This is a genomic window from Variovorax sp. Sphag1AA (genome assembly GCF_014192575.1).
In the GTDB taxonomy this organism is placed as follows: domain Bacteria; phylum Pseudomonadota; class Gammaproteobacteria; order Burkholderiales; family Burkholderiaceae_C; genus Variovorax.
The window spans coordinates 652,323-672,741 of record NZ_JACHYC010000002.1; the positions used below are offsets into that span (position 1 = coordinate 652,323).

The 20,419-nt window shown below is 66.8% G+C and carries 13 protein-coding genes; 11 read left to right on the forward strand and 2 right to left on the reverse strand.

Translation table 11 applies throughout. The annotated features are described in order from the left end of the window. On the forward strand, positions 1–3,015 hold the full coding sequence (locus FHW64_RS09615) for an adenylate/guanylate cyclase domain-containing protein (RefSeq protein WP_184525420.1): 3,015 nt from the start codon (positions 1–3) through the stop codon (positions 3,013–3,015). Here the strand turns inward: FHW64_RS09615 and FHW64_RS09620 are convergent. Beyond that, positions 2,972–6,613, reverse strand: coding sequence for a Dyp-type peroxidase (locus FHW64_RS09620; protein WP_184525422.1), 3,642 nt, complete (start codon positions 6,611–6,613; stop codon positions 2,972–2,974). The genes FHW64_RS09615 and FHW64_RS09620 overlap by 44 nt on opposite strands. 212 nt (positions 6,614–6,825) lie before the next feature. Here FHW64_RS09620 and FHW64_RS09625 point away from each other — a divergent pair, with 212 nt between their 5' ends. From FHW64_RS09625 to FHW64_RS09655, 7 genes are all read left to right on the forward strand, one after another. Then, on the forward strand, positions 6,826–10,659 hold the full coding sequence (locus FHW64_RS09625) for a response regulator (protein ID WP_184525423.1): 3,834 nt from the start codon (positions 6,826–6,828) through the stop codon (positions 10,657–10,659). 196 nt (positions 10,660–10,855) lie between these two features. Further along, positions 10,856–11,215 (forward strand): STAS domain-containing protein, encoded by a 360-nt coding sequence (locus FHW64_RS09630; protein ID WP_184525425.1) that lies wholly within the window; start codon positions 10,856–10,858, stop codon positions 11,213–11,215. After that, the gene (locus tag FHW64_RS09635) at positions 11,215–11,652 is read left to right on the forward strand and encodes an ATP-binding protein (RefSeq protein WP_184525427.1); all 438 of its coding nucleotides are present in this window, start codon (positions 11,215–11,217) and stop codon (positions 11,650–11,652) included. Before FHW64_RS09630 ends, FHW64_RS09635 begins: the two co-directional genes overlap by 1 nt. 60 nt (positions 11,653–11,712) lie before the next feature. Next, positions 11,713–12,336 carry a hypothetical protein gene (locus FHW64_RS09640; protein ID WP_221210248.1) on the forward strand — a complete coding sequence of 208 codons (624 nt, stop codon included), beginning with the start codon at positions 11,713–11,715 and terminating at the stop codon, positions 12,334–12,336. A 28-nt stretch (positions 12,337–12,364) separates the two neighbouring features. Further along, complete coding sequence (locus FHW64_RS34705) at positions 12,365–14,233, forward strand: OmpA family protein (RefSeq protein WP_184525429.1); 1,869 nt, start codon at positions 12,365–12,367, stop codon at positions 14,231–14,233. 16 nt (positions 14,234–14,249) lie between these two features. After that, positions 14,250–14,744, forward strand: coding sequence for a Rab family GTPase (locus FHW64_RS09650; protein ID WP_184525431.1), 495 nt, complete (start codon positions 14,250–14,252; stop codon positions 14,742–14,744). Between the two features lie 2 nt (positions 14,745–14,746). Further along, on the forward strand, positions 14,747–15,961 hold the full coding sequence (locus FHW64_RS09655; protein ID WP_184525433.1) for a PP2C family protein-serine/threonine phosphatase: 1,215 nt from the start codon (positions 14,747–14,749) through the stop codon (positions 15,959–15,961). Between the two features lie 15 nt (positions 15,962–15,976). Here the strand turns inward: FHW64_RS09655 and FHW64_RS09660 are convergent, their stop codons facing one another. After that, on the reverse strand, positions 15,977–16,879 hold the full coding sequence (locus FHW64_RS09660) for a LysR substrate-binding domain-containing protein (RefSeq protein ID WP_184525435.1): 903 nt from the start codon (positions 16,877–16,879) through the stop codon (positions 15,977–15,979). 160 nt (positions 16,880–17,039) lie between these two features. On the opposite strand from FHW64_RS09660, the gene FHW64_RS09665 reads away from it, so the two are divergent. The 3 genes from FHW64_RS09665 (at position 17,040) to FHW64_RS09675 (ending at position 20,418) form a co-directional block, all read left to right on the forward strand. Further along, positions 17,040–17,759, forward strand: coding sequence for a pirin family protein (locus FHW64_RS09665; protein WP_184525437.1), 720 nt, complete (start codon positions 17,040–17,042; stop codon positions 17,757–17,759). Positions 17,760–17,834: 75 nt separating this feature from the next. Further along, positions 17,835–18,506 (forward strand): hydrolase, encoded by a 672-nt coding sequence (locus FHW64_RS09670; RefSeq protein ID WP_184525439.1) that lies wholly within the window; start codon positions 17,835–17,837, stop codon positions 18,504–18,506. A gap of 25 nt (positions 18,507–18,531) precedes the next feature. Further along, positions 18,532–20,418 (forward strand): amidohydrolase, encoded by a 1,887-nt coding sequence (locus FHW64_RS09675; RefSeq protein WP_184525441.1) that lies wholly within the window; start codon positions 18,532–18,534, stop codon positions 20,416–20,418. Position 20,419 lies beyond the last annotated feature (1 nt).

Consider the following 20,419-nt stretch of genomic DNA (forward strand, 5'->3'; position numbering starts at 1 on the left):
TTGCGCCGCGCGCCCGGCTGTAATATGGCGCCGGTCGAGACACGCCCCCCTGAGTGGGCGAGAGGCAGGAAAATTTTGATGAGCGACGCGCACCGTGATGCTGATGCGGACTCGACCGTGCTCGGCCGGCGCTTTGTCGCCTTGCTGTTTGCCGATCTGTCCCAGTCCACCGAACTGGCAGGAGCCCTGGAGGCCGAACACTACGCCCAACTTCTGGCGGCGCTGCGCCGGGCCTATCAGGACATCATTCCCGCGCACGGCGGTCTCGTGGTTCGGGTTCAGGGTGACGGCGTGCTCGCCATGTTCGGCTATCCGGCCACGCGCGAGGACGACGGCCGCCGCGCGGTGGAAGCCGCGCTTCAACTTCATGAGCGGGTGCGCGGCATGCACCTGGAACTCGCCGGCGTCCCGCCGCTGAACCTGCACACCGGCATTCATTCGGGGCTGGTTCTGCTCGGGGAGGGAGACATCGAGCGCGGTCGCTTCGAGCTGCTCGGACCGGTGCCCAACGTTGCGGCCCGCCTGTCGACGGCGGCGGCCGTCAATGAGATCCTCGTGAGCGAAGAAAGCCTCGGGCCGGCCCATCGCTTCTTCAGCACCGGGCCGGCCAGATCGCTGGACATCAAGGGTCAGGCGGCGCCCATGACGGTCTACGCCGTCCACGGCCGGGCCGGACTTGCGCAGCGCCTGGACAACCTGGAGCGCTACCGGTACGCGCCCTTCGTCGGGCGCCGTGCTGAAGGTGCATTGCTCGAAATGCGCCTGGCCGAGGCCATCGCCGGGCGGAGCCATTGCCTGGCAGTCGCCGCACCCGCCGGGATGGGCAAGACACGACTCATCGAACGGATGCTGGCCAGCGCCGCGGCGCAAGGCTGCAGCGTGCTGCGCGGCTATTGCGAAAGCGACCTGGGCGCCGAACCCCTGCAACCCTTCGTCCAGATTCTCGAATCGCTTTCCCGGGAGATGCCCGGCAAGGCCGCCGAGGGGATGTGCGAACTCTTCGCCGAGCTGTCGCAGAAAGCACCGCTGGCCATCTTCATCGACGACTGGCAGTGGGCCGACGAGCTGTCGAAGCAGGTGTTGGCGGCGCTGCGCCGGATCGGGGACTGCCGCCTGCTGATCGTGCTCGCCACACGCGACGCGAAGGCGGATGGTGTCTTCCCGGTGGCGAACGAAACCATCACGCTGGAGCCGCTCGGCGACGCCGAGGCGGCGCAGGCCATTGCGGCACGTCTGCCGGCCGTCGACCCCTTCGTCGCCGCCGAGATCGCGCGCCGCGCTGGCGGCAACCCGCTGTACGTCGAGGAACTGTGTCATTCCATGGCGCGCGGCGACAGTGGTCCCGTCGGACGTCCGCGCGGCAGCGCCGGCTGGCTGAGTCACCTGGTGGAGTCGCGCGTGCAGCACCTGCCCCCGGCGCAGACCGAACTCGTGCGCGTGGCGGCGGTCATCGGCAATGTCATCCCGGTGTGGCTGTTCGAGGCGATCACCGGGACGACCGCGGACAGCGCCCTGGTACGCGGCCTGGCGGAACAGGACTTCATCTTTCCGGGCGAGCTTGCCGGCACGCTGCGCTTCAAGCATGGCGTGGCGCGCGACATCATCTACGAGTCGGTCGGGTTGCATGAAAGGCAGCAACTGCATCTTCGTGTCGCTCAGGCCATCCAGCGCCACGACGCTGAAACGGAGCATGACGAAGCCCTGGAGGCGCTGGCCTATCACTTCGGTGCGGGCGGCGATGGCGGCAGTGCCGCCCACTACGCCGAACTGGCCGGGGACAAGGCGCTCAAGGCCTCGGCGCTCGACCGCGCACGCGCCCAGTACCGGGCGGCGCTGACCGCGCTCGACAAGCTGCCCGACTCATCGGAAGCCGCACAGCGATGGGTGTCCATCGTGCAGCGCCTGGGCATGGTGTGCGTGTTCGATCCCTCGCGCAGCGAACTGGCCCTTTCCACGCGCGCCGTCCACCTTGCGGAGCAATTCGCCGATGCGGCCTCGGTCGCACGGGCCCGCTACTGGCACAGCTACATCAGCTATTCACTCGGCCATGCGCGAGAGGCGATCACGCATGGCGAACGCGCACTGACCGAGGCCGAAGCCATCGGCGACGAGCCGCTGGCCATCCAGATCGTCGCGACGCTGGGCGAGTCGCATGTGCTCGCCGCGCACTACGACGTCGGCCTGCAGCTTCTTGATCGCGCGATCGAGGTCAAGCGCAGCCACCGCAGCGGCCGTCGCACCAACGTCGGCCTGGTCTATTCGCTGGTGTGCCGCGCCTACGTGCTCGGCGACCGCGGGCGCTTCGAGCAGGCGCACGCATGCTTCGACGATGCGCTGGACTGCATCGTCGACGAGACGCATGAGATTTCTGCCACCCTGCACGGCTGGCGCAGCGCGGTGCTGCTGTGGCAGGGGCGCTGGTGCGAGGCGCGGGACACGGCCTTGCGCTCCGGTCGCATCGCCGAGGCCACCCGAAGTCTTTCGCAGCTGTCGATCGCGCAGGCCATCGCAGGCTATGCGCAATGGAAGCTCGAAAAAGCGCCGCAGGCCATCCAGGCCATCGTCGAGGCGACCGATTGGATCGCGCCGCGCGAAAGCGGGCTCTTTCGCTCCTTCAACCACGGTTGGCTGGCCGAGGGCTTCATGGCCCTGGGTCGCCGCGAAGAGGGCCGGCGCCACGCCGCGTCTGCACTGAAGCGTGCGCACGAGCGCGATCTCATCGGCGTGGCGATGGCGTACCGCGCGCTCGCGCGCGATGCCGCGGTGCACAGGCCCGAGGCCGTCGGCCGCTACATCGACCAGGCGCTGCGCGTGGCGCGCGATCGCGATTCGGCGCACGAAACCGCCGTGACCCAGCTGTGCGCTGCCGAGATCGCGATCGACCAGGGCCGCACCGGGCAGGCGATGGCGCTCATCGACGAAGCGACCGCCGCCTTCGACACGATGCGAATGGCGTGGCACCTGGACGAGGCTATGCGCCTGCGGACGCTGGCGGCTGGGGTCGAGGCTGCGTAAGCATCAACAGCACCGGTGACCCGGTCGGCCGCAGCGTGCCGGCTTCGAGGAGCCCCGCCATCAGGCCGAGCATCACGCCGACGCCCATGCCGTAGCCGGGGCAGGCGTGTTCGGTCGCCACCGGGCTCGACGGATTGCGGCTGCCGCCGAACATCATCTCGTCGGGCGCGGCCGCGTCGGTCAATGCCGAGGCGATGCCGAGCACGATGCGTTGATCCTCGCCGGGCTCGCCATCCTTGCCACCCACCACCTGGCCGTTCACGACCGGGCAGCGCCAGAGCTGTTCCGGGACAGGGCGCTTGCGCATGGTGTTCATGATTCCGCCGCGCAGTGCTTGCCGTGCGCGTTCGTATCGATCTGGAACCGTCGTCTTCAGGTCCGCCAGGCGTTGCTGGAATTCCCACAACGACTTCTCCCGGATCCATGCCTCCATGGTGCGCAGGTAGTTGCCATAGACGGTCGGGGGGAAGCCAAGCAGAACGCCCGAGATGCTGTTCGCGATCACGTCCTGGCGCTCCTCGGGCTTGATGGCCTCGACGTTCTCCAGGCTCCCCACGATGGCCTTGGCCAACGGGCCGAGCGGTGTTCCCTGCGCGAGCATCTGCTTGACCGCGTCCAGCACCGCCTTGCCCTGCACCTGCCCGGTTTCCACGGTCTCGGGACGCGGGTGCGGATTGAAGATGTAGTGCGACGCGGAGAAGAAGTTGCCGGGGCAGCGCGGCGGTTGCGGATTGCCCGGCACGCGATCACCCACCACCATGAGATCGCCCGGCTTTGCCGCGCCTGCGAACGACTCGGGCAGGCCGATCCACACCTTGCAAAGCGCAGCCAGCACACCTTCTGCGAACGAGACGAGGTCGATTGGCGCGCGTACCGAGCCGTCTGGGTTGGGCACCGGGAACTTCATGAACTTTTCCAGGGCTCCCTCGACGAGCTTGCTCGTCAACTGGAAGGCGTTCTCTTCCGTGATCGTCTCGATGGCCTGGTTGATCACCGGCGCCTGCACCGCATGGCCCGTGCCCGCATCCATGCCGAGGTGGTTGTGGCCGAGCGAGGCGGCCATGCGATGGCCATAGCCCTGGACGGAGTACTTCTCGCCCTTGTCCTGCAGGATGCGCAGCACGTCCGACTGCATGCCCACCAGCAGACCGTAGGGGCGGGCGTCCTTGTATCCGCCTTCCCGGCGCACCTGCTCCCAGGTGTTCACCGACACGGACCTGACCGGGTCCGGGTCTTCCAGGCGCTGTCGCCAGTGATCGAGGGAACTGGCGGGCGGCCAGGCCGGCGGCAGGATTGCCGTCGCACTCGTCGCCGGCTGCCGGCGCAGCGCTGACAGATTGCGCAGCGCGTCCATCGAGGGCACGAACAGGTAAAGACCCCATTGAAGCGTGGCGAAGGGATCTTTCCCCAGGTCGACTCGCAGGACACCGTTCGGCGATCCGTCTTCCAGGCAACGGAAGGTGCGACGGTCACCGGGCCGGGGGACTGCGAGGAACGGGTCGGCCTGCGCCGAGGACACGCCCGAACTGTTGCCGCCGGAAATCCAGCGCTGGATCACTTCGAACTGCTCGGAGATGCTCGCGCAATAGGCCATGAACACGATGCCGCGGTCGGCGTTCGGTGCAGCACCCGGATTGGCTTGCAGGTCCGCCTTATCGTCGAAGCGATCGCCGTAGGACATCCCCGCACGCACGATGCGCGGCATGGGCTTGCGCCCATCGCGTGGATTGGCGCGCCGCACATGGGCGTGGAAGGGGCATTGCCGGCCTTCGGTGTCCTTGCCGTAGTCGAAGTCGTTGCCAGAGGTCGGGTCGACGAGCGACGTTCCGTCCTGCCGCCGGCCCATCATCTTTTCGAGGATGGCCTGCTTCCGTTTCGCCTTTGCGTCGTCGTCGCCTACGTCCTTGTCTGCCAGGTGCGAATCCAGCGCGGCGTGCAGGTTGTCGAGGTGCTGGCGCAGCTTTCTCACGACGAGGAAGGTGCCGTTCTTGAGAAGCGCGGGCGGAGCGGAATTCGAATCGGGCTTGTCGCCCTGGCTGTTCTCGCAGCCGAGGAACAGGTCCCCGGGGAGGACCGTATCGCGCGGCAGCGGCGGCGGCTCGACACTCTTGAGGCCGGGTTGGCTGAAGCCGTCGAGAAAGCCGAAGTGCTCGCGTCCGTTCGATCCGTCGCGATAACTGCGCATGGGCTGCACTGCCACCACCTGCATGCCCGTCGACGCCGGAGTCAGCTGCGAGATGGCGGCCGCCAGTTGCGGATGCAGTGCTGCGGAGGCGGACTCGGGCTTGTCATCCGTGAGCCGCATCATGAACGCGACATGCACCGTCGGAAGATCGACCCGGCTGTTCGGATCGACCTTGAGGTTTTCGTCGCAGCGCTCGGGCCGCGGCCAGAAGTCAGGATGGTTGGCCCGCACGTCGCCGAGCAGGCCAGAGCGTGATTCCATCCCGTCCATGAATTCGCGCGGCAACGGATCGAGCTGTTCGGCGGAGAAGCCCAAGGCGCGCAGTCCCGCATAGGTGAAAGCGATGTTGCGGCGGATCCCGTCGCCGTCCTGCCCGCCATGGCCGCTGATGGGCGCCCCTTCGAGCCACGCTGCGGCCTGGTCCGCGTCCCGCACGCGAAGGAGGACCATGCAGCCGTGGGTATTGCTGCCACGGTCTCCCACAATGCCGGCCTGCACGACACCGGTCGGCGTGAACGAATCGTCCGGGGGTGTGGCATTGCCGGGCTTCTCGCCGCGGTCGAGGAACCACGCGAGTTCTTCCTTCGCCGCCTCGGCGACGTCGTGAAAGCGCGGATCGCTTGCAAGCTTCGGGAAGATCGCCGCGAAGTCCTCGAGCACCTTGTGCGTGAAGTCCCGCAGGATCCGGCGCTCGGTCGTGCTCGTGAAAAGTGGCGAGAGGCGATAGAGGCCCTTTAGCGCACGAAGCGAAGTGAAAGCAGCGGCGTCCGGGTGCTCCTCTGCCTCCTTCCGCCCCTCGGCAATCTGCTTCACCGTGGGCTTCACCCCGTACGCGGCGATGAGCCGATCAGCCTCTGCCGGATCGGCGGTCTCCCGCTGGATACGCTCGATGTGTTCCAGGTAGGGCTGGTCGCTCGACGTCACCGACGAGTCGGCGAAGAACAAGCCCGCCATCTGCTCGTTCTCGCGCACCCAACGGCAGTAGGTGTCGTAGTTCGATGTCTTCGAGCCCGGATAGCCGTCGCAGTGGCAGAAGAGAGCATCGAGCAGGAAGCCGATGTCCCGGTAGATGACCCGCATGTACGGCTCCCAGCCGCCGTCGAAGGTCACGTTGAGCGCAAGCCTGTAGCGGCCCGGCGTCCCGTCGGCAGCGATGGCGCTTTCGGGCGGCACGACCGTGTACCGGAAGTTGCGCAGGATGCCGAAGCGCCCGAGCGCATCCGGAAACTGCGGATCGACCAGCGTCGCCTCGCGCAGGTTCTGGCGCGACTCGTTGAGCGCGTCGAGCAGCCGGTGCAGCCGGTCGACGTACGTCATCGTTTCCAGGCTGTCGATGAAGCCGGTCTTCACCGGCGCAAGCACAGCAAGATTGGTGAGCCCGGCGAGCTCGCCGCCCGTGACCTTGGTTCGCATGGGGATCTCCTCGCTTCTTTGTGAGGCCACCGGAAGTGGTCCGTCGGCCAGACTAGAGCATGTGCCTGGTGGCCGCATCCGTCATGTTGGGGACAACACGGCCCCTGATGACGGGCCGCCGCGGGCCGGCGCGATTTCGCCTTCGCCGCTAGACTCCACGCCGTGTGCGCCGCCGGCGCGCATCAACCGCTGGTTGCAGAAGGCAGATGCCCATGGCCCCGTCCCGGTCTCGCCCCCTGTTGGAAGACGCGAAAGACGCGCCGCGCGCCGGCAGCGCCGTGCGCGAGCCGTTCGACGGGAAGCTGTTGGTCATGCTGCTCAACGGCATCCAGAAGGGCATGGCGGCGCGGATGGAGTTCCAGGCGATCGTCGACATGGTGGGCGACAAGCTGCGCGAGCTGTTCGATTCCGGCGACCTCAACATCGTCTGGTGGGACGACAAGACCGACCTCGTGCAGGTGCTCTACCGCTACGAGCACAACAAGCCACTTCCTCTGCCGCCGGCGCGGCTGCTGAAGCCGGACGGGTTTCTGACGGACATCCTGCACCGGCGCGAAACGGCAGTCGCCAACACTCGCGAGGACCAGACGCGGGTTGGCGTCGGGCCCGCCCCGGGCACCGACTGGGCGCACTCGATCGCAGCCGTGCCGATCATCGGCAGCGATCGCGCGCTCGGCATCATCGCCCTGCAGAACCACGAGCGCGAATACGCTTTCGGCGCCGACGAGGTCCGGCTGCTGGAGACGGTGGCCGGCAGCCTCGGACTCGCGCTTGAGAACGCTCGCCTGCTCGACGAAACCCGCCGACAGGGCCGTGAGATGCAGGAGGCGTTGGCGCACCAGACGGCCGCTGCCGAGGTGCTGCGGGTCATCGGCAGCTCCGTGGCCGATCCCGGGCCGGTGTTCGACAAGATCCTGGAGTGCTGCGAGCGCCTGTTCGAAGGCAGCTCCTTCGCGCTGATGATGCTCGACGCCGATGGCAACCTGGCGTTGACCCGCTGGCTGGTGACCGCCGCCGGCCGCGCCGTGATCGGCGAGGAGCGCACTGCCGAGATGGTCGCGGCGATGCAGGCCAACTACCCGATGCCGATCGTGGGCACCTCGGCCGAGATCTGCTTCCGCACCGGTGAGGTCGTGGAGTTTGCGGACGTGGTGAACGACCCCGACGTTCCGCTTGTGCTGCGCCGCAATGCCGCACTGGCCGGCACCAGTTTTGCGAACCTCGCGGCGCCGCTGCTCTGGGAAGGTCGGGGCATCGGCATCCTGAGCATGCAGCGCACCCAGACCGGCCCGTTCCGCCCCAGCGAGCGCGCACTGCTCAAGACCTTCGCCGACCAGGCGGTCATCGCCATCCAGAATGCGCGGCTCTTCAACGAGACGCAGGCAGCGCTGCACAAGGTCGAAGAGCGCACTGCAGAGCTGACCGAGTCGCTCGAATACCAGACCGCGGTGAGCGACGTGCTGCGCGCGATCAGCGAATCGCCCACCGATGCGATGCCGGTGTTCGAGGCCATCCTGGACTGCACCATGTGGCTCTTCGAGGGCCCGGCTTCCGCGATCTTCACCTTCGACGGCCGGCTGGTGCACCTCGCCGCGACGCGCAACTGGTCGCCGAGGGCGCTGGAGGTGGCCGCCACCGTGTGGCCCTCGCCACCTGACCCGCGCCAGATGAACGGCCGGGTGATCCTGGAGCGGCGGTCGCTCAGCAATGACGACGCCTGGGCCGATCCCGACTACGACCCGGCGCTGGCCGATGTCGAGGTGCGGCGGCGGATCATCGCCGCGCCACTGCTCAAGGACGGCGTGGCGATCGGCGCGATCACCACGGCATGGCCGCAGCCCGGCAAATCGCCGCAGCGGCAGATCGACCTGCTCGATCTCTTCGCCGAGCAGGCGGTGATCGCGATCGAGAACGCGCGGCTCGCCAACGAGACCCGCGAGACGCTGGAGCGCCAGACCGCCACGGCGCAGGTGCTGCAGGTGATCAGCGAGTCGATGGAGAACGCGCAGCCGGTGTTCGACAAGATCCTCGAAAGCTGCCAGCGGCTTTTCTCGGGCACCGAGCTCGGTATCTCGCTGGTCGGCAACGACGGCCAGATGCATCTGGCCGCGCACAACGGCTTCGCGAGGGGGGAACTGGAGCGCTACTACCCGCGGCCCATCGACCACTCGGCGATGGGGGAGGCCATGGCGGGGCCGGAGGTCCTTCATCTGCCCGATGCGCTCGCCGAGCCGCAACTCCTGCCATTCATGCGCGAGGTGGCCAAGAAGATCGGCAACTACGCGCTCATGCTGGCGCCGCTGATCTGGGAAGGCCAGTACATCGGCTCGATCCACGTCGCGCGCCAGCCGCCAGGTCCGTTCGAGGACAAGGAGATCAAGCTGCTGGAGACTTTCGCCGACCAGGCGGTGATCGCGATCCAGAACGCGCGGCTCTTCAACGAGGCCAAGGAAGCGCGCGCTGCGGCCGAAGCCACCAACGAGGCGAAGAGCGCGTTCCTCGCGACCATGAGCCACGAGATCCGCACGCCGATGAATGCGGTGATCGGCATGAGCGGGCTGCTGCTCGACACGCCGCTCGATCCCGAGCAGCAGGACTATGTCTCCACCATCCGCGAGTCGGGCGATGCGCTGCTGACCATCATCAACGACATCCTCGACTACTCGAAGATCGAAGCCGGCCGGATGGATGTCGAATCGCATCCGTTCGATCTGCGCGATTGCGTGGAATCGGCGCTCGATTTGGTGAGCGCGCGCGCGACGGAGAAGAAGCTCGAGATCGCGTATGTCTTCGAGTGCGACGTGCCGGTGGGCGTGTCCGGCGACCTCACGCGGCTGCGGCAGGTGCTGCTCAACCTGCTGAGCAATTCGGTGAAGTTCACCGAGCGAGGTGAGGTGGTGCTGACCGTCAGTTCGGAGAAGCTGCTGAACGGAGAGGGCAACGGCGACGTGCGCCTGACCTTCGCGGTGCGCGACACGGGCATCGGCCTTTCGGAACAAGGCAAGAGCCGGCTGTTTCAGTCGTTCTCGCAAGCCGATTCGAGCACCACGCGCAAGTACGGTGGCACGGGGCTGGGCCTGGCAATCAGCAAGCGTCTGGCCGAACTCATGGGCGGGACCATGTGGGTCGAGAGCGCCGGGCCGGGCCACGGCTCGACCTTCTTCTTCACCATCGAGGCGCCGGTCGCCGAAGCACCGCCGAGCAAGCGGCCGGTTTCGGTCGGTGTGCAGCACGAACTGCAGGACAAGCGCATCCTGATCGTGGACGACAACGCCACCAACCGTCGTGTGCTCTCGCTCCAGACCGGCCGATGGGGCATGCGTCCGCGCGACACCGAGTCGCCTGCCGAGGCGCTCCAGTGGCTCGACGCCGGCGAGCGCTACGACCTTGCGATCCTGGACATGCACATGCCGGAGATGGACGGCGTCGATCTTGCGCAGCGCATCCGGGTGAACCACGCGGCGCTGCCGCTGGTGCTGTTCAGCTCGCTGGGCCGTCGCGAGGCGGGCGACACCGGATCGCTCTTCAATGCCTACCTCTCGAAGCCGATCCACCAGTCGCAGCTCTTCGACACGCTGGTGAACCTGCTCGCGCACGAGGCGCCGGTGCGGCCGGTCGTCAGCGCCTCGCCGCGGCCGCAGATCGATGCGTCGATGGGGGAGCGCCATCCGCTGCGCATCCTTCTGGCGGAAGACAACGTGGTGAACCAGAAGCTCGCGCTCAGGCTGCTTCAGCAGATGGGGTATCGCGCCGACCTGGCCTCCAACGGCATCGAGGCGGTGGAGTCGGTGCAGCGGCAGGTCTACGACGTGGTGCTGATGGACGTGCAGATGCCCGAGCTCGACGGCCTCGACGCCACACGCCGGATCTGCTCGCTGCTCGGTCCCGGGCAGCGGCCGCACATCATCGCGATGACCGCCAACGCAATGCAGGGCGACCAGGAAGCCTGCCTCGCAGCCGGCATGGACGACTACGTGACCAAGCCGATCCGGGTCGAACGGCTGGTCGAAGCCCTGAGCAACGTGCCCGCGCGCAACCACCGTTGATCGCACTGCCCGTTGATTCCCCCCTAAATAGGGGTGATCGACGCGCTTGAAAATTGAGCGTAAGCTAGAAGAAGGTTCTACCTCCCGATACGCAAGAAGCGCTTGTTTTCGTTTCAGAACAAGACGAACTTGCGAAGCAGTTCACCCTGCGGCGGCAGACCGGTTCAGCACCATCGACATCGACCGCGGAGTGTGTATGGATCTGAGGAGTGAACAACTGGCCGAGGGCATCGAGAAGATCAGCCTCGTCGGCCGAATGGACAGCGTCGGCGGCCACGACATCAACACGCGACTTGCCGCACTGGTGGCCGGTCGCAAGATGCTCGCCGTGGTCGACATGTCCGAAGTCTCTTTCCTGGCGTCCATCGGCATCCGTACCCTCGTCGTCAACGCGAGGGCGCAGTCGCTGCGCGGCGGCGTGATGGCCCTGGCAAACCCACAGCCTGTGGTGGCGGAGGTGCTCAAGATGGCAGGCATCGACTCGATCATCCCGGTGTACCCCGACGTCGACTCCGCCTTCAGCGCGCTGATGGCGTCCTCCTCCGAAAGCCGCTGATGTCCGCCGCCGGCGGGGAGCCTCGCGCTTCCCTCATCGTCGACAACGCCTTGTGCGAGCTGCCGCGTGTTGCCGCCTGGGTGCATGACTGGGCCGAAGGCCAGCACCTGCCGGAGCGCGTCGCGCACAACCTCGATCTGTGCTCGACGGAAGTGGTGACGAACATCATGACCCACGCGGCCGGCGAGGGCGCGCAGAGCATTCTTCTGCGCCTGGGTTGGCAGGGCGATGAAGTGGCCCTCGAAGTGGTGGATGAAGGGCAGGAGTTCGACCTGCGGCAAGTCCCCGAGCCCGCGCGAGCTACCAGCCTGCGCGACGCAAAGATCGGTGGCTGGGGCATCCCCATGGTCCGGCATTTTTCCGACGGCGTGCGCTATCGCCATGAGGATGGCTGCAATCGCCTGACGCTGTTCTTCCGCGCCGCTGCGCCACCCTGACGCTGGCGGGAGTGTTCGATTCGCTTTCGATCCGTTCAATACGTAACCGAGGAGATATCGATGGCAACTACAGCCAAGCCCATTCCAACCATTGATCCACAAGCCGCGCTGGCAGCGCAGGCGGCCATGGCGACCCGTGGCAACGGCTCTGCCGACGCTTCCGGCGTCGACAAGATGCGCGAATTGCTGTTCGGCAACCAGATGCAGGACTATGACAAGCGCTTCTCCGTCATGGAAGAACGCTTCCAGCTGCGATTGCGCGATCTCGAATCGGAGTCGACCCGAAGCCTCGGCGGCCTCGAAACCACGATAAAGAAGCAGCTCGAATCGGTCGCCGGCCAGTTCCGCGAGGAAAAGGATCTGCGTGCCGATGCCGACAAGGAGCTCGAGCGCAGCCTGCGCGACCACACGCAGGCGCTGGAGAAGCGCCTCGCGCAGGTCTCCGACCAGCTTGCCCGGCAGGAGCGCGACTTCACCGAGCGCCTGAACCACGAGGTGCAGGCCCTGCGCGACGAGATGCGGCGGCGCCAGGACGACATGCGCGCAACGACCGAACGCATGTTTGCCGAGCTCAGCAACGTCAAGACCGATCGCAACCTGCTCGCTGGCCTGTTTGTGGAGATTGCCAAATGCCTCAATCAGGAAGTAGCGCCGAAGGGCGTCAACGGCGGCACGGGCGGTTGAACGCCACCACGACCGGCGAGAGGGCAGGGTGAACGCCCGCCTGTCGCCGGTCGCGACGCGGGCGCCCGGCGACGCCGCCAACGACGAGGACCCCAGCAAACGGCTTGCCGAACTGCTGCTGGAGCTGGCCCGCTGCGTCGACCCGACGGTGGCGGCCGACATTCCGAGCCGCCTCGAAGCCGATCCGCGGCTGGATGCGATGCGCGACATGCTCTTCGAGCGCGAGCAGGTCGTGCTCGCGCGCCTGCAGCGCAAGGTCGACGACCCCCAGGAATTCGCGGACGCGATCGGCGCGGTGCTGCCCGAAGCGTTTTCGGTGGCGGTGCGCGATGAAAGGCTGGGCCATTCCATTGCGCCTGCCATGGAGCGCGCCACGCAGGCGTCGATCCAGAAGAACCCGCGGACGATGGTCGACATCCTGTACCCGGTCATGGGTCCGGCCATTCGCAAAGCCATTGCCGAGACGCTCGAAGGCACGTTCCAGTCGCTCAATCTCGCGTTCAAGCACAGCCTGTCGTGGCGTGGGCTCAAGTGGCGCATCGAGGCATGGCGCACGGGCAGTAGCTTCGCGGACACGGTGCTCAAGCACACGGCGGAATACCGGGTCGAGCACTTGTTCCTGATCCATCGCAAGACCGGTCTGCTCATCTCGCACGTGGCGCGCGACGATGCGACCACGCGTGACCCGCAGCTGGTCTCGGCGATGCTGTCTGCGATCCAGGACTTCGTGCGCGATTCGTTCGACGAGTCGGCGGAAGGTGGCGCCGCCGGCGGGGGCAGTCGCAGCGTCGACAGCCTGCGGCTCGGTGACCTGCTGCTGTGGTGCGAGGAAGGCCCCTCGGCGTTCCTCGCCGCCGTGATCCACGGCAGCCCGCCGCCGGTGGTGCGCACGCGGCTCGGCGAAGCGCTCGGGCAGATCCACGATCAGTGGCACCAGCCGCTGGAGGAATTCAACGGCGACACCGCACCCTTCGAGGAAGTCGAAGCGCGACTGCGGCCGTGCCTGCTCTCGCAGACCGCCGACGCGCACCGGAAGGTTTCGCCGTTCATGTGGCTCATTCCGCTGGCGCTGCTGGCCTTGCTGGGCTGGTGGGTCGGCGAGCGCCTCGTCGAGCGCAGCCGCGTCAATGCCTACGTTGCCGCGCTGCAAGACCAGCCGGGCATTGTCGTCACCGGTTTCGAACGCCGCGATGGCAAATGGCTCGTCTCCGGCCTGCGCGATCCGATTGCGGTGCTGCCCGAGACCCTTCTGCCGAACAAGCTCGATCCGACGCATGTCACAGGCCGCTGGGAGCCCTACCAGGCCTTGCATCCGGCGATGGTGCTCAAGCGACTGCAGGCGACCCTCGATCCGCCCGAGACCATCGGCATGGCACAGGAAGCGGGCAGCATCCGCGTCACCGGCAGCGCCTCCCAGCGTTGGTTGGACAAGGCGCGCGCTTACCTGTTGAGCATGCCCGCCGGTGCGCCCAAGGTCGACCTCAGCGCGGTCAAGGATGTGCAGGATCCCGACTACGTGCGCCTGCGCGATGCGATCCAGGCGCAACTCATCCACTTCGACTTCAGCGTGCCGCGGCCCGCGGCGGGGCAGGATGCCAAGATCGACGAACTCGCCGGCCAGATGCGCGATCTGGTGCAGACGGCGCGCGACCATGGCTTCCCGGTGAAGGTGACGATCGTCGGCCACGCCGATGCGACCGGCAAGGACATGTCGAACCTCGCGCTCAGCGTTGGCCGCGCGGAGGTCGTGCGTTCGATGATGCGTGCGCGCGGCGTGGACCCGACGGTGCTCTTCGTGCGCGGCGCCGGCCCGCTCGAGCCGCTGAGTCCCGGCGCGAGCGAGGACGAGCTTTCAATGAACCGCCGCGTGTCCTTCGGCGTGAGCACTGGAGACTAGGGAGACCCGAGCGCCCATGCTGCAAAAGAAGATCTGCCTGCTCGGCGCCTTTGGCGTCGGAAAGACCAGCCTGGTGCGGCGCTATGTCGACACCATCTTCTCGGACACCTATCTCACCACCGTCGGCGTGAAGATCGACAAGAAGATGGTGACCGTCGGTGCCGAGGAGCTCGCGCTGATCCTCTGGGACATCGCCGGCGAGGACGAGGTCGCCGCAGTGCGCGTCACCTACCTGCGCGGCGCGGCCGGCTACCTGCTGGTGGTCGACGGCACACGGCCCGAGACGCTGGACACGGCCGAGTCGATCCAGCGGCGCATCGTTGCGGAACTGGGCCAGGTGCCGTTCTTCGTGCTGCTCAACAAGTCGGACCTCGTGGAAGACTGGGCGCTGCCCCCTGAACGCCTCGAGGCACTGGAGGCTGAAGGCTGGATCTTCCACCGCACCAGCGCCAAGACGGGCACCGGCGTCGAAGAAGCTTTCCTGGAACTCGCGACGCGACTGGCGCGATAGTCATGTTCGACCTGCCGACCCGCGTCGCGGATTCGCTGCTGCAGTTGCTCGAAGGCCAGCGCGTGCTCGCGCACCTGGTCATCGACGAGGCGCAGAACCTCGTGCAGTCGGGCGGCCATCTGGCGCACTATGGGCTCGACGGATTGCAGGCCGGTGGACCGGCTTCCGACCAGCTTCCCTTCATCGAGGGGCTGCTGCCGTTGGTGGAAACGCCATTCCTCATCCGCTCGCTCGCCATGCCCAGCGGGCGGGTCGCGGACGTCCACTTCTTTGCCGACGACGATCGGGTCTGGGTGCTGCTGCTCGACGTGACTGCGGAGTGGGAGGAAGCGCGCCTCGTGCAGCAGAAGGCCTACGACATGACGCTGCTCAGCCAGCGCGAGGCGAGGCTCATCGCGCAGCTCGAAGCGACCAACGACGAGCTGACGCGCGCGCATCGGGACCTCGCTGCTTCGCAGGAAGCGCTGCAGGCGACGCACGACCGCCTCCAGCACGAGCTGCGTGATGCCGAGCGCTACGTCCGCGCCACGCTGCCGGAGCCCTTGTCCGCACCGCTGGATGTGGACTGGCGCTTCGTGCCATCGACCGAGCTTGGTGGCGACTCCTTCGGCTATCACTGGGTGGACGACGAGCACTTCGCGATCTACCTGGTCGATGTGTGCGGGCATGGCGTGGGCTCGTCGCTGCTGTCGGTGGCGGTGGCGAACACGTTGCGTTCAGAGGCGCTGTCGCGCACCGACTTCCACCGTCCGGGCGAGGTACTCGCAGCGCTCAACCAGGCCTACCAGATGGAGCGTCACGGCGAGCTGTTCTCGACGGTCTGGTACGGCGTCTATCACCGCGGAAGCGGCGAGCTTCGCTATGCCTCGGCCGGTCATCCGCCGGCGCTGCTGGTGAACGGACCGCAGGGTGGCGCGTGCGAAAGCCACCCTTTGCCGGCCGCTGGCCCCTGCATCGGCATCATGCCGGCGGCGCGTTATCAGGAACAAGCGTGCACGCTGCAATCGCCTGCGCGGCTCTTCGTCTTCAGCGACGGCACCTACGAGATCACGCGGCCCGATGGCTCGATGCAACCGTTCTCAGCCATGAGCGAACTGCTGGCGCGGCCGGTGGTGCAGGGGCACTCCGAGCTCGACGACCTGCTGGTGCTTGCGCGCGATGCGCATGGCCCCGGTGCGCTGGACGACGACTTCACCATCATCCGCATGGCGCTGTGAGCCGGCACGCAGCAGTCAGTGCGGCAGGATGCCGGGCAGCAGCGGCCGGTCGAGCCGGTTGCGCCACCACTTGAGCGCCTCACCCATGTGCTCGGTGCGCCAGCCGAGCCAGAAGGTCTCGGGCGGACGCGGTTCCTCGACCTGGAGCTCCACGAGGATGCCGGTCTCCAGCTCCACGCGCACGCAGGCGCGGGGCACGAAGCCATGGCCCAGCCCGGCGGTCTGGCAGGCGATCTTGGCCTGCATGGAGGGCACCGTGATGCGGCGCTGGCCCGACTGGAGGCCCACGGTGCGGTCGGTCAGCGAGCGAGCACCGTCGCCCACCACGATCGCCGTGTGCTCCAGCAGATCGCCGCGTGTGAGCGGGCGTTGCAGCCGCACCAGTGGATGCGTGGCCGTGACGCAGAAGACGAAATCGAGCGTGCCGACCGGCACGGCCTTGTAGCCGCCGCCCGCGGGCCCTTCGCCTGCCGCGATCACGATGTCGGCGCGGCCTTCGCGCAACGCTTCCCAGGTGGCGGTGAGCGCTTCGCAGCCGATGCGCAGCCGGGTGCCGCAATTCAGATCCTCGAAGGCGCGCACGTCTTCATTCAGGGCGGAGGTGGGGATCAGCGAGTCATGCACCAGACGCAGCTCGGTCTCGAAACCGGTGGCGATCTGCCGCATGCGCGATTCGAGTTGTCGGGCCGCGGCGAGAAGCCAGCGCCCTTCTTTCAGCAGTTCCTCCCCGGCAGGGGTGAGTGTGACGCGTGGCCCGTTGCGGGTGAAGAGCGCGAGCCCCAGCTGTTCTTCGAGCTTGGCAACGGCATAGGAGATGGTGGAGGGCACCTTGTGCAGCCGTTCAGAAGCGCCGGCAAACGAGCCATGTCGGGCGATTGCATCCACCAGTTCGATGGCTTCGAGGGTGAGTTTCAGCATCGTCGAAATTATCGATGATGACCCTTCAAACCTTTCAACATGAAGGCGGCAGAGGGCTTCGATACTCCATCCATCGCATCACGCAAGTGGTTGAAGACAAAGAGATTTCTCTCTTCAGCCCCAAACGTGAATCCCATCGAATCCGCCAATGAGAAACAACATGATCGAAGTCCGCAAAGCCAACCATCGAGGCCACGCCAACCACGGCTGGCTGAACTCCCGCCACACCTTCTCGTTCGGCCACTACCGCGATCCGCGCCAGGTCGGCTTCTCGGACCTGCTGGTCATCAACGACGACCGCGTCGCACCGTCGCAGGGTTTCGGCACCCATGGCCATCGCGACATGGAGATCTTTTCGTACGTGCTCGAAGGCGCGCTGGCGCACAAGGACTCGATGGGCACCGGCTCGGTCATCCGCCCCGGCGACGTGCAGCTGATGAGCGCCGGCACCGGCGTGCAGCACAGCGAGTTCAACCATTCCGAGAACGAGCAGGTGCACTTCCTGCAGATCTGGATCGTGCCGAGCGAGCGCGGTGCGGTGCCGCGCTACCAGCAGAAGCGCTTCGATGATGCCGAGAAGCGCGGCCGCCTGCGTCTGATCATCTCGCCCGATGGCGCGGACGATTCGCTCTCGGTACGGCAGGACGCCCGTGTGCACGCAGGCCTCTTCGACGGCAATGAATCCGCCGAACTCGATGTCGGTCCCGATCGCAATGTCTATGTGCATGTGGCGCGCGGCAGTGTCGAAGTGAACGGCGAGCGTCTCTCCGAAGGCGACGGCGCCCGCATCCGCAATGCCGGCAAGCTGCGCTTCGACAAGGGCGATCAGGCCGAAGTGCTGGTCTTCGACCTGCGTCCCCGCGAGTTGCCCGCTCTCTGAATTGCCTGATCCGTCATATCCATTCAGTATCTTTTCCCACCCTCTCAACCATCCGATTCAACGAGGAGATTCACCATGACCAACGCAAATACCGCCAAGCCCGTCGCCAAGGCCGTTCCCGGCACCACGCTGCTCAACCCGCAGGACCACACGCTGGTGATGATCGACTTCCAGTCGCAGATGGCCTTCGCCACGCATTCGATCGACGCGGTCACGTTGCGCAACAACGCGAGCCTCGTGGCCAGCGCTGCGGCCGGCTTCGGTGTCTCGACCGTGCTCACGACGGTGGCCGAGAAGAGCTTCAGCGGCCCGATGTTCGATGAAGTCACTGCGCCGTTCCCCGGCCAGGCGCTGCTCGACCGCACCTCGATGAACACGTGGGAAGACGAGGCGGTGATCAAGCGCATCAACGAGATCGGCAAGCCGCGCATCGTGCTCGCCGGCCTGTGGACCAGCGTGTGCATCGTCGGTCCGGCGCTCTCCGCGCTGGACCAGGGCTTCGAGGTCTACGTGATCGCCGACGCTTGCGGCGATGTGTCGGCCGAAGCACACAACCGCGCGATGGAACGCATGGTGCAGGCCGGTGCGCGCCCGATGACTTCACTGCAATACTTGCTGGAACTTCAGCGCGACTGGGCCCGTGCCGAGACCTACGACCTGACGACCGGCATCGCGAAGAAGGTCGGTGGCGCGTATGGCATCGGCATCAACTACGCGAAGAGCATGTTCGGCGCGCACGAAGGCTGATCAACACACACGCGAGAGAGAACGAATGACACAGCCCGGCACCCCGGATCTGATTCTTCACAACGGCCGCTTCACCACGCTGGACCGTGCCAAACCCACGGCGAGCGCCGTGGCCATCGCCGAAGGGCGGTTCACCCAGGTGGGCGGCGATCGCGAGGTGCTGGCGCTGGCCGGGCCGCAGACGCGGCGCATCGACCTCGGTGGCCGCAGCGTGCTGCCGGGGTTGATCGACAACCACCTGCACATCATTCGAGGCGGACTCAACTTCAACCTGGAGTTGCGTTGGGATGGCGTGCACAGCCTCGCGGATGCGATGGAGATGCTCAGGCAGCAGGTCGCCATCACGCCCGCGCCGCAATGGGTGCGCGTGGTGGGCGGCTTCACCGAGCACCAGTTCGCACAGAAGCGGCTGCCGACCATCGAGGAACTCAACGCCGTTGCGCCGGACACGCCGGTGTTCATCCTGCACCTGTACGACCGCGCGCTGCTCAACGGCGCCGCGCTGCGGGCGGTGGGCTACACCAAGGACACGCCCGCGCCGCCCGGCAGCGAGATCGTGCGCGACGCCTCGGGGCAGCCGACCGGGCTGTTGCTTGCCAAGCCGAACGCGGCCATCCTCTACGCGACGCTGGCCAAGGGGCCGAGGCTGCCGCACGAGTACCAGGTCAACTCGACACGCCACTTCATGCGCGAGCTCAACCGGCTCGGCGTGACCGGCGCGATCGATGCCGGCGGCGGCTTCCAGAACTACCCGGACGACTATGCGGTGATCCAGGAGCTGGCCGATGCGAACCAGCTCACGATCCGCCTCGCCTACAACCTCTTCACGCAGAAGCCAAAGCAGGAGAAGGACGACTTCCTGAAGTGGACGGCGAGCTCGCAGTACAAGCAGGGCACCGACTACTTCCGCCACAACGGCGCGGGCGAGATGCTTGTGTTCTCCGCGGCCGACTTCGAGGACTTCCGCCAGCCGCGTCCCGACATGGGGCCGGAGATGGAAGGCGATCTGGAAGAGGTGGTGCGCATCCTGGCGCAGAACCGCTGGCCGTGGCGCATGCATGCGACCTACGACGAGACGATCACGCGCGCGCTGGATGTGTTCGAGAAGGTCAATCGCGACACGCCGCTCGCGGGCCTCAACTGGTTCTTCGACCACGCCGAGACGATCTCCGAAAAATCGATCGAGCGCGTTGCGGCACTTGGCGGTGGCGTGGCGGTGCAGCACCGCATGGCGTATCAGGGCGAGTACTTCGTCGAGCGCTACGGCCCCGGCGCGGCCGAGGCGACGCCGCCGGTCAAGCGCATGCTGGAGATGGGCGTGAAGGTCTCTGCAGGCACCGATGCGACCCGCGTGGCTTCGTACAACCCGTGGGTGTCGCTGTCCTGGCTTGTCACCGGCAAGACGGTGGGCGGCATGCAGATCACCCCGCAGCGCAACCTGATCGACCGCGAGACCGCACTGCGCATGTGGACCGAGAAGGTCACCTGGTTCTCCAACGAGGAAGGGAAGAAGGGCCGCATCCAGGCGGGCCAGTTGGCGGACCTCGTCGTGCCCGATCGCGACTTCTTCGCGTGCGCCGAATCGGACATCGCGGACACGACCTCGTTGCTCACCATCGTCGGCGGACGCGTGGTCTACGGAGTAGGGAGCTTCGCCGCGTTCGACGATGCACCGCCGCCGCCCGCGATGCCCGACTGGTCGCCGGTGCGCCGCTATGGCGGATACGGTGCCTGGGGCGAGCGCGAAGGCGCACCGATGCAAGCGGTGATGCGTAAGGCGGCTGCGTGCGGCTGCGCCAGCAACTGCAACGTGCACGGCCACCAGCATGCGGCCGCGTGGACGAGCAAGCTGCCGGTGTCCGATCTCAAGGGCTTCTGGGGCGCGCTCGGTTGCGCGTGCTGGGCGGTCTGAG

Excerpts from the sequence above, each read along its gene's own strand:
- FHW64_RS09650 (WP_184525431.1), top strand. The coding sequence starts at position 14,250 with ATGCTGCAAAAGAAGATCTGCCTGCTCGGCGCCTTTGGCGTCGGAAAG.
- FHW64_RS09660 (WP_184525435.1), bottom strand. The coding sequence starts at position 16,879 with ATGCTGAAACTCACCCTCGAAGCCATCGAACTGGTGGATGCAATCGCC.
- FHW64_RS09635 (WP_184525427.1), top strand. The coding sequence starts at position 11,215 with ATGTCCGCCGCCGGCGGGGAGCCTCGCGCTTCCCTCATCGTCGACAAC.
- FHW64_RS09630 (WP_184525425.1), top strand. The coding sequence starts at position 10,856 with ATGGATCTGAGGAGTGAACAACTGGCCGAGGGCATCGAGAAGATCAGC.
- FHW64_RS09620 (WP_184525422.1), bottom strand. The coding sequence starts at position 6,613 with ATGCGAACCAAGGTCACGGGCGGCGAGCTCGCCGGGCTCACCAATCTT.
- FHW64_RS09625 (WP_184525423.1), top strand. The coding sequence starts at position 6,826 with ATGGCCCCGTCCCGGTCTCGCCCCCTGTTGGAAGACGCGAAAGACGCG.
- FHW64_RS09655 (WP_184525433.1), top strand. The coding sequence starts at position 14,747 with ATGTTCGACCTGCCGACCCGCGTCGCGGATTCGCTGCTGCAGTTGCTC.
- FHW64_RS09675 (WP_184525441.1), top strand. The coding sequence starts at position 18,532 with ATGACACAGCCCGGCACCCCGGATCTGATTCTTCACAACGGCCGCTTC.
- FHW64_RS09670 (WP_184525439.1), top strand. The coding sequence starts at position 17,835 with ATGACCAACGCAAATACCGCCAAGCCCGTCGCCAAGGCCGTTCCCGGC.
- FHW64_RS09640 (WP_221210248.1), top strand. The coding sequence starts at position 11,713 with ATGGCAACTACAGCCAAGCCCATTCCAACCATTGATCCACAAGCCGCG.
- FHW64_RS09665 (WP_184525437.1), top strand. The coding sequence starts at position 17,040 with ATGATCGAAGTCCGCAAAGCCAACCATCGAGGCCACGCCAACCACGGC.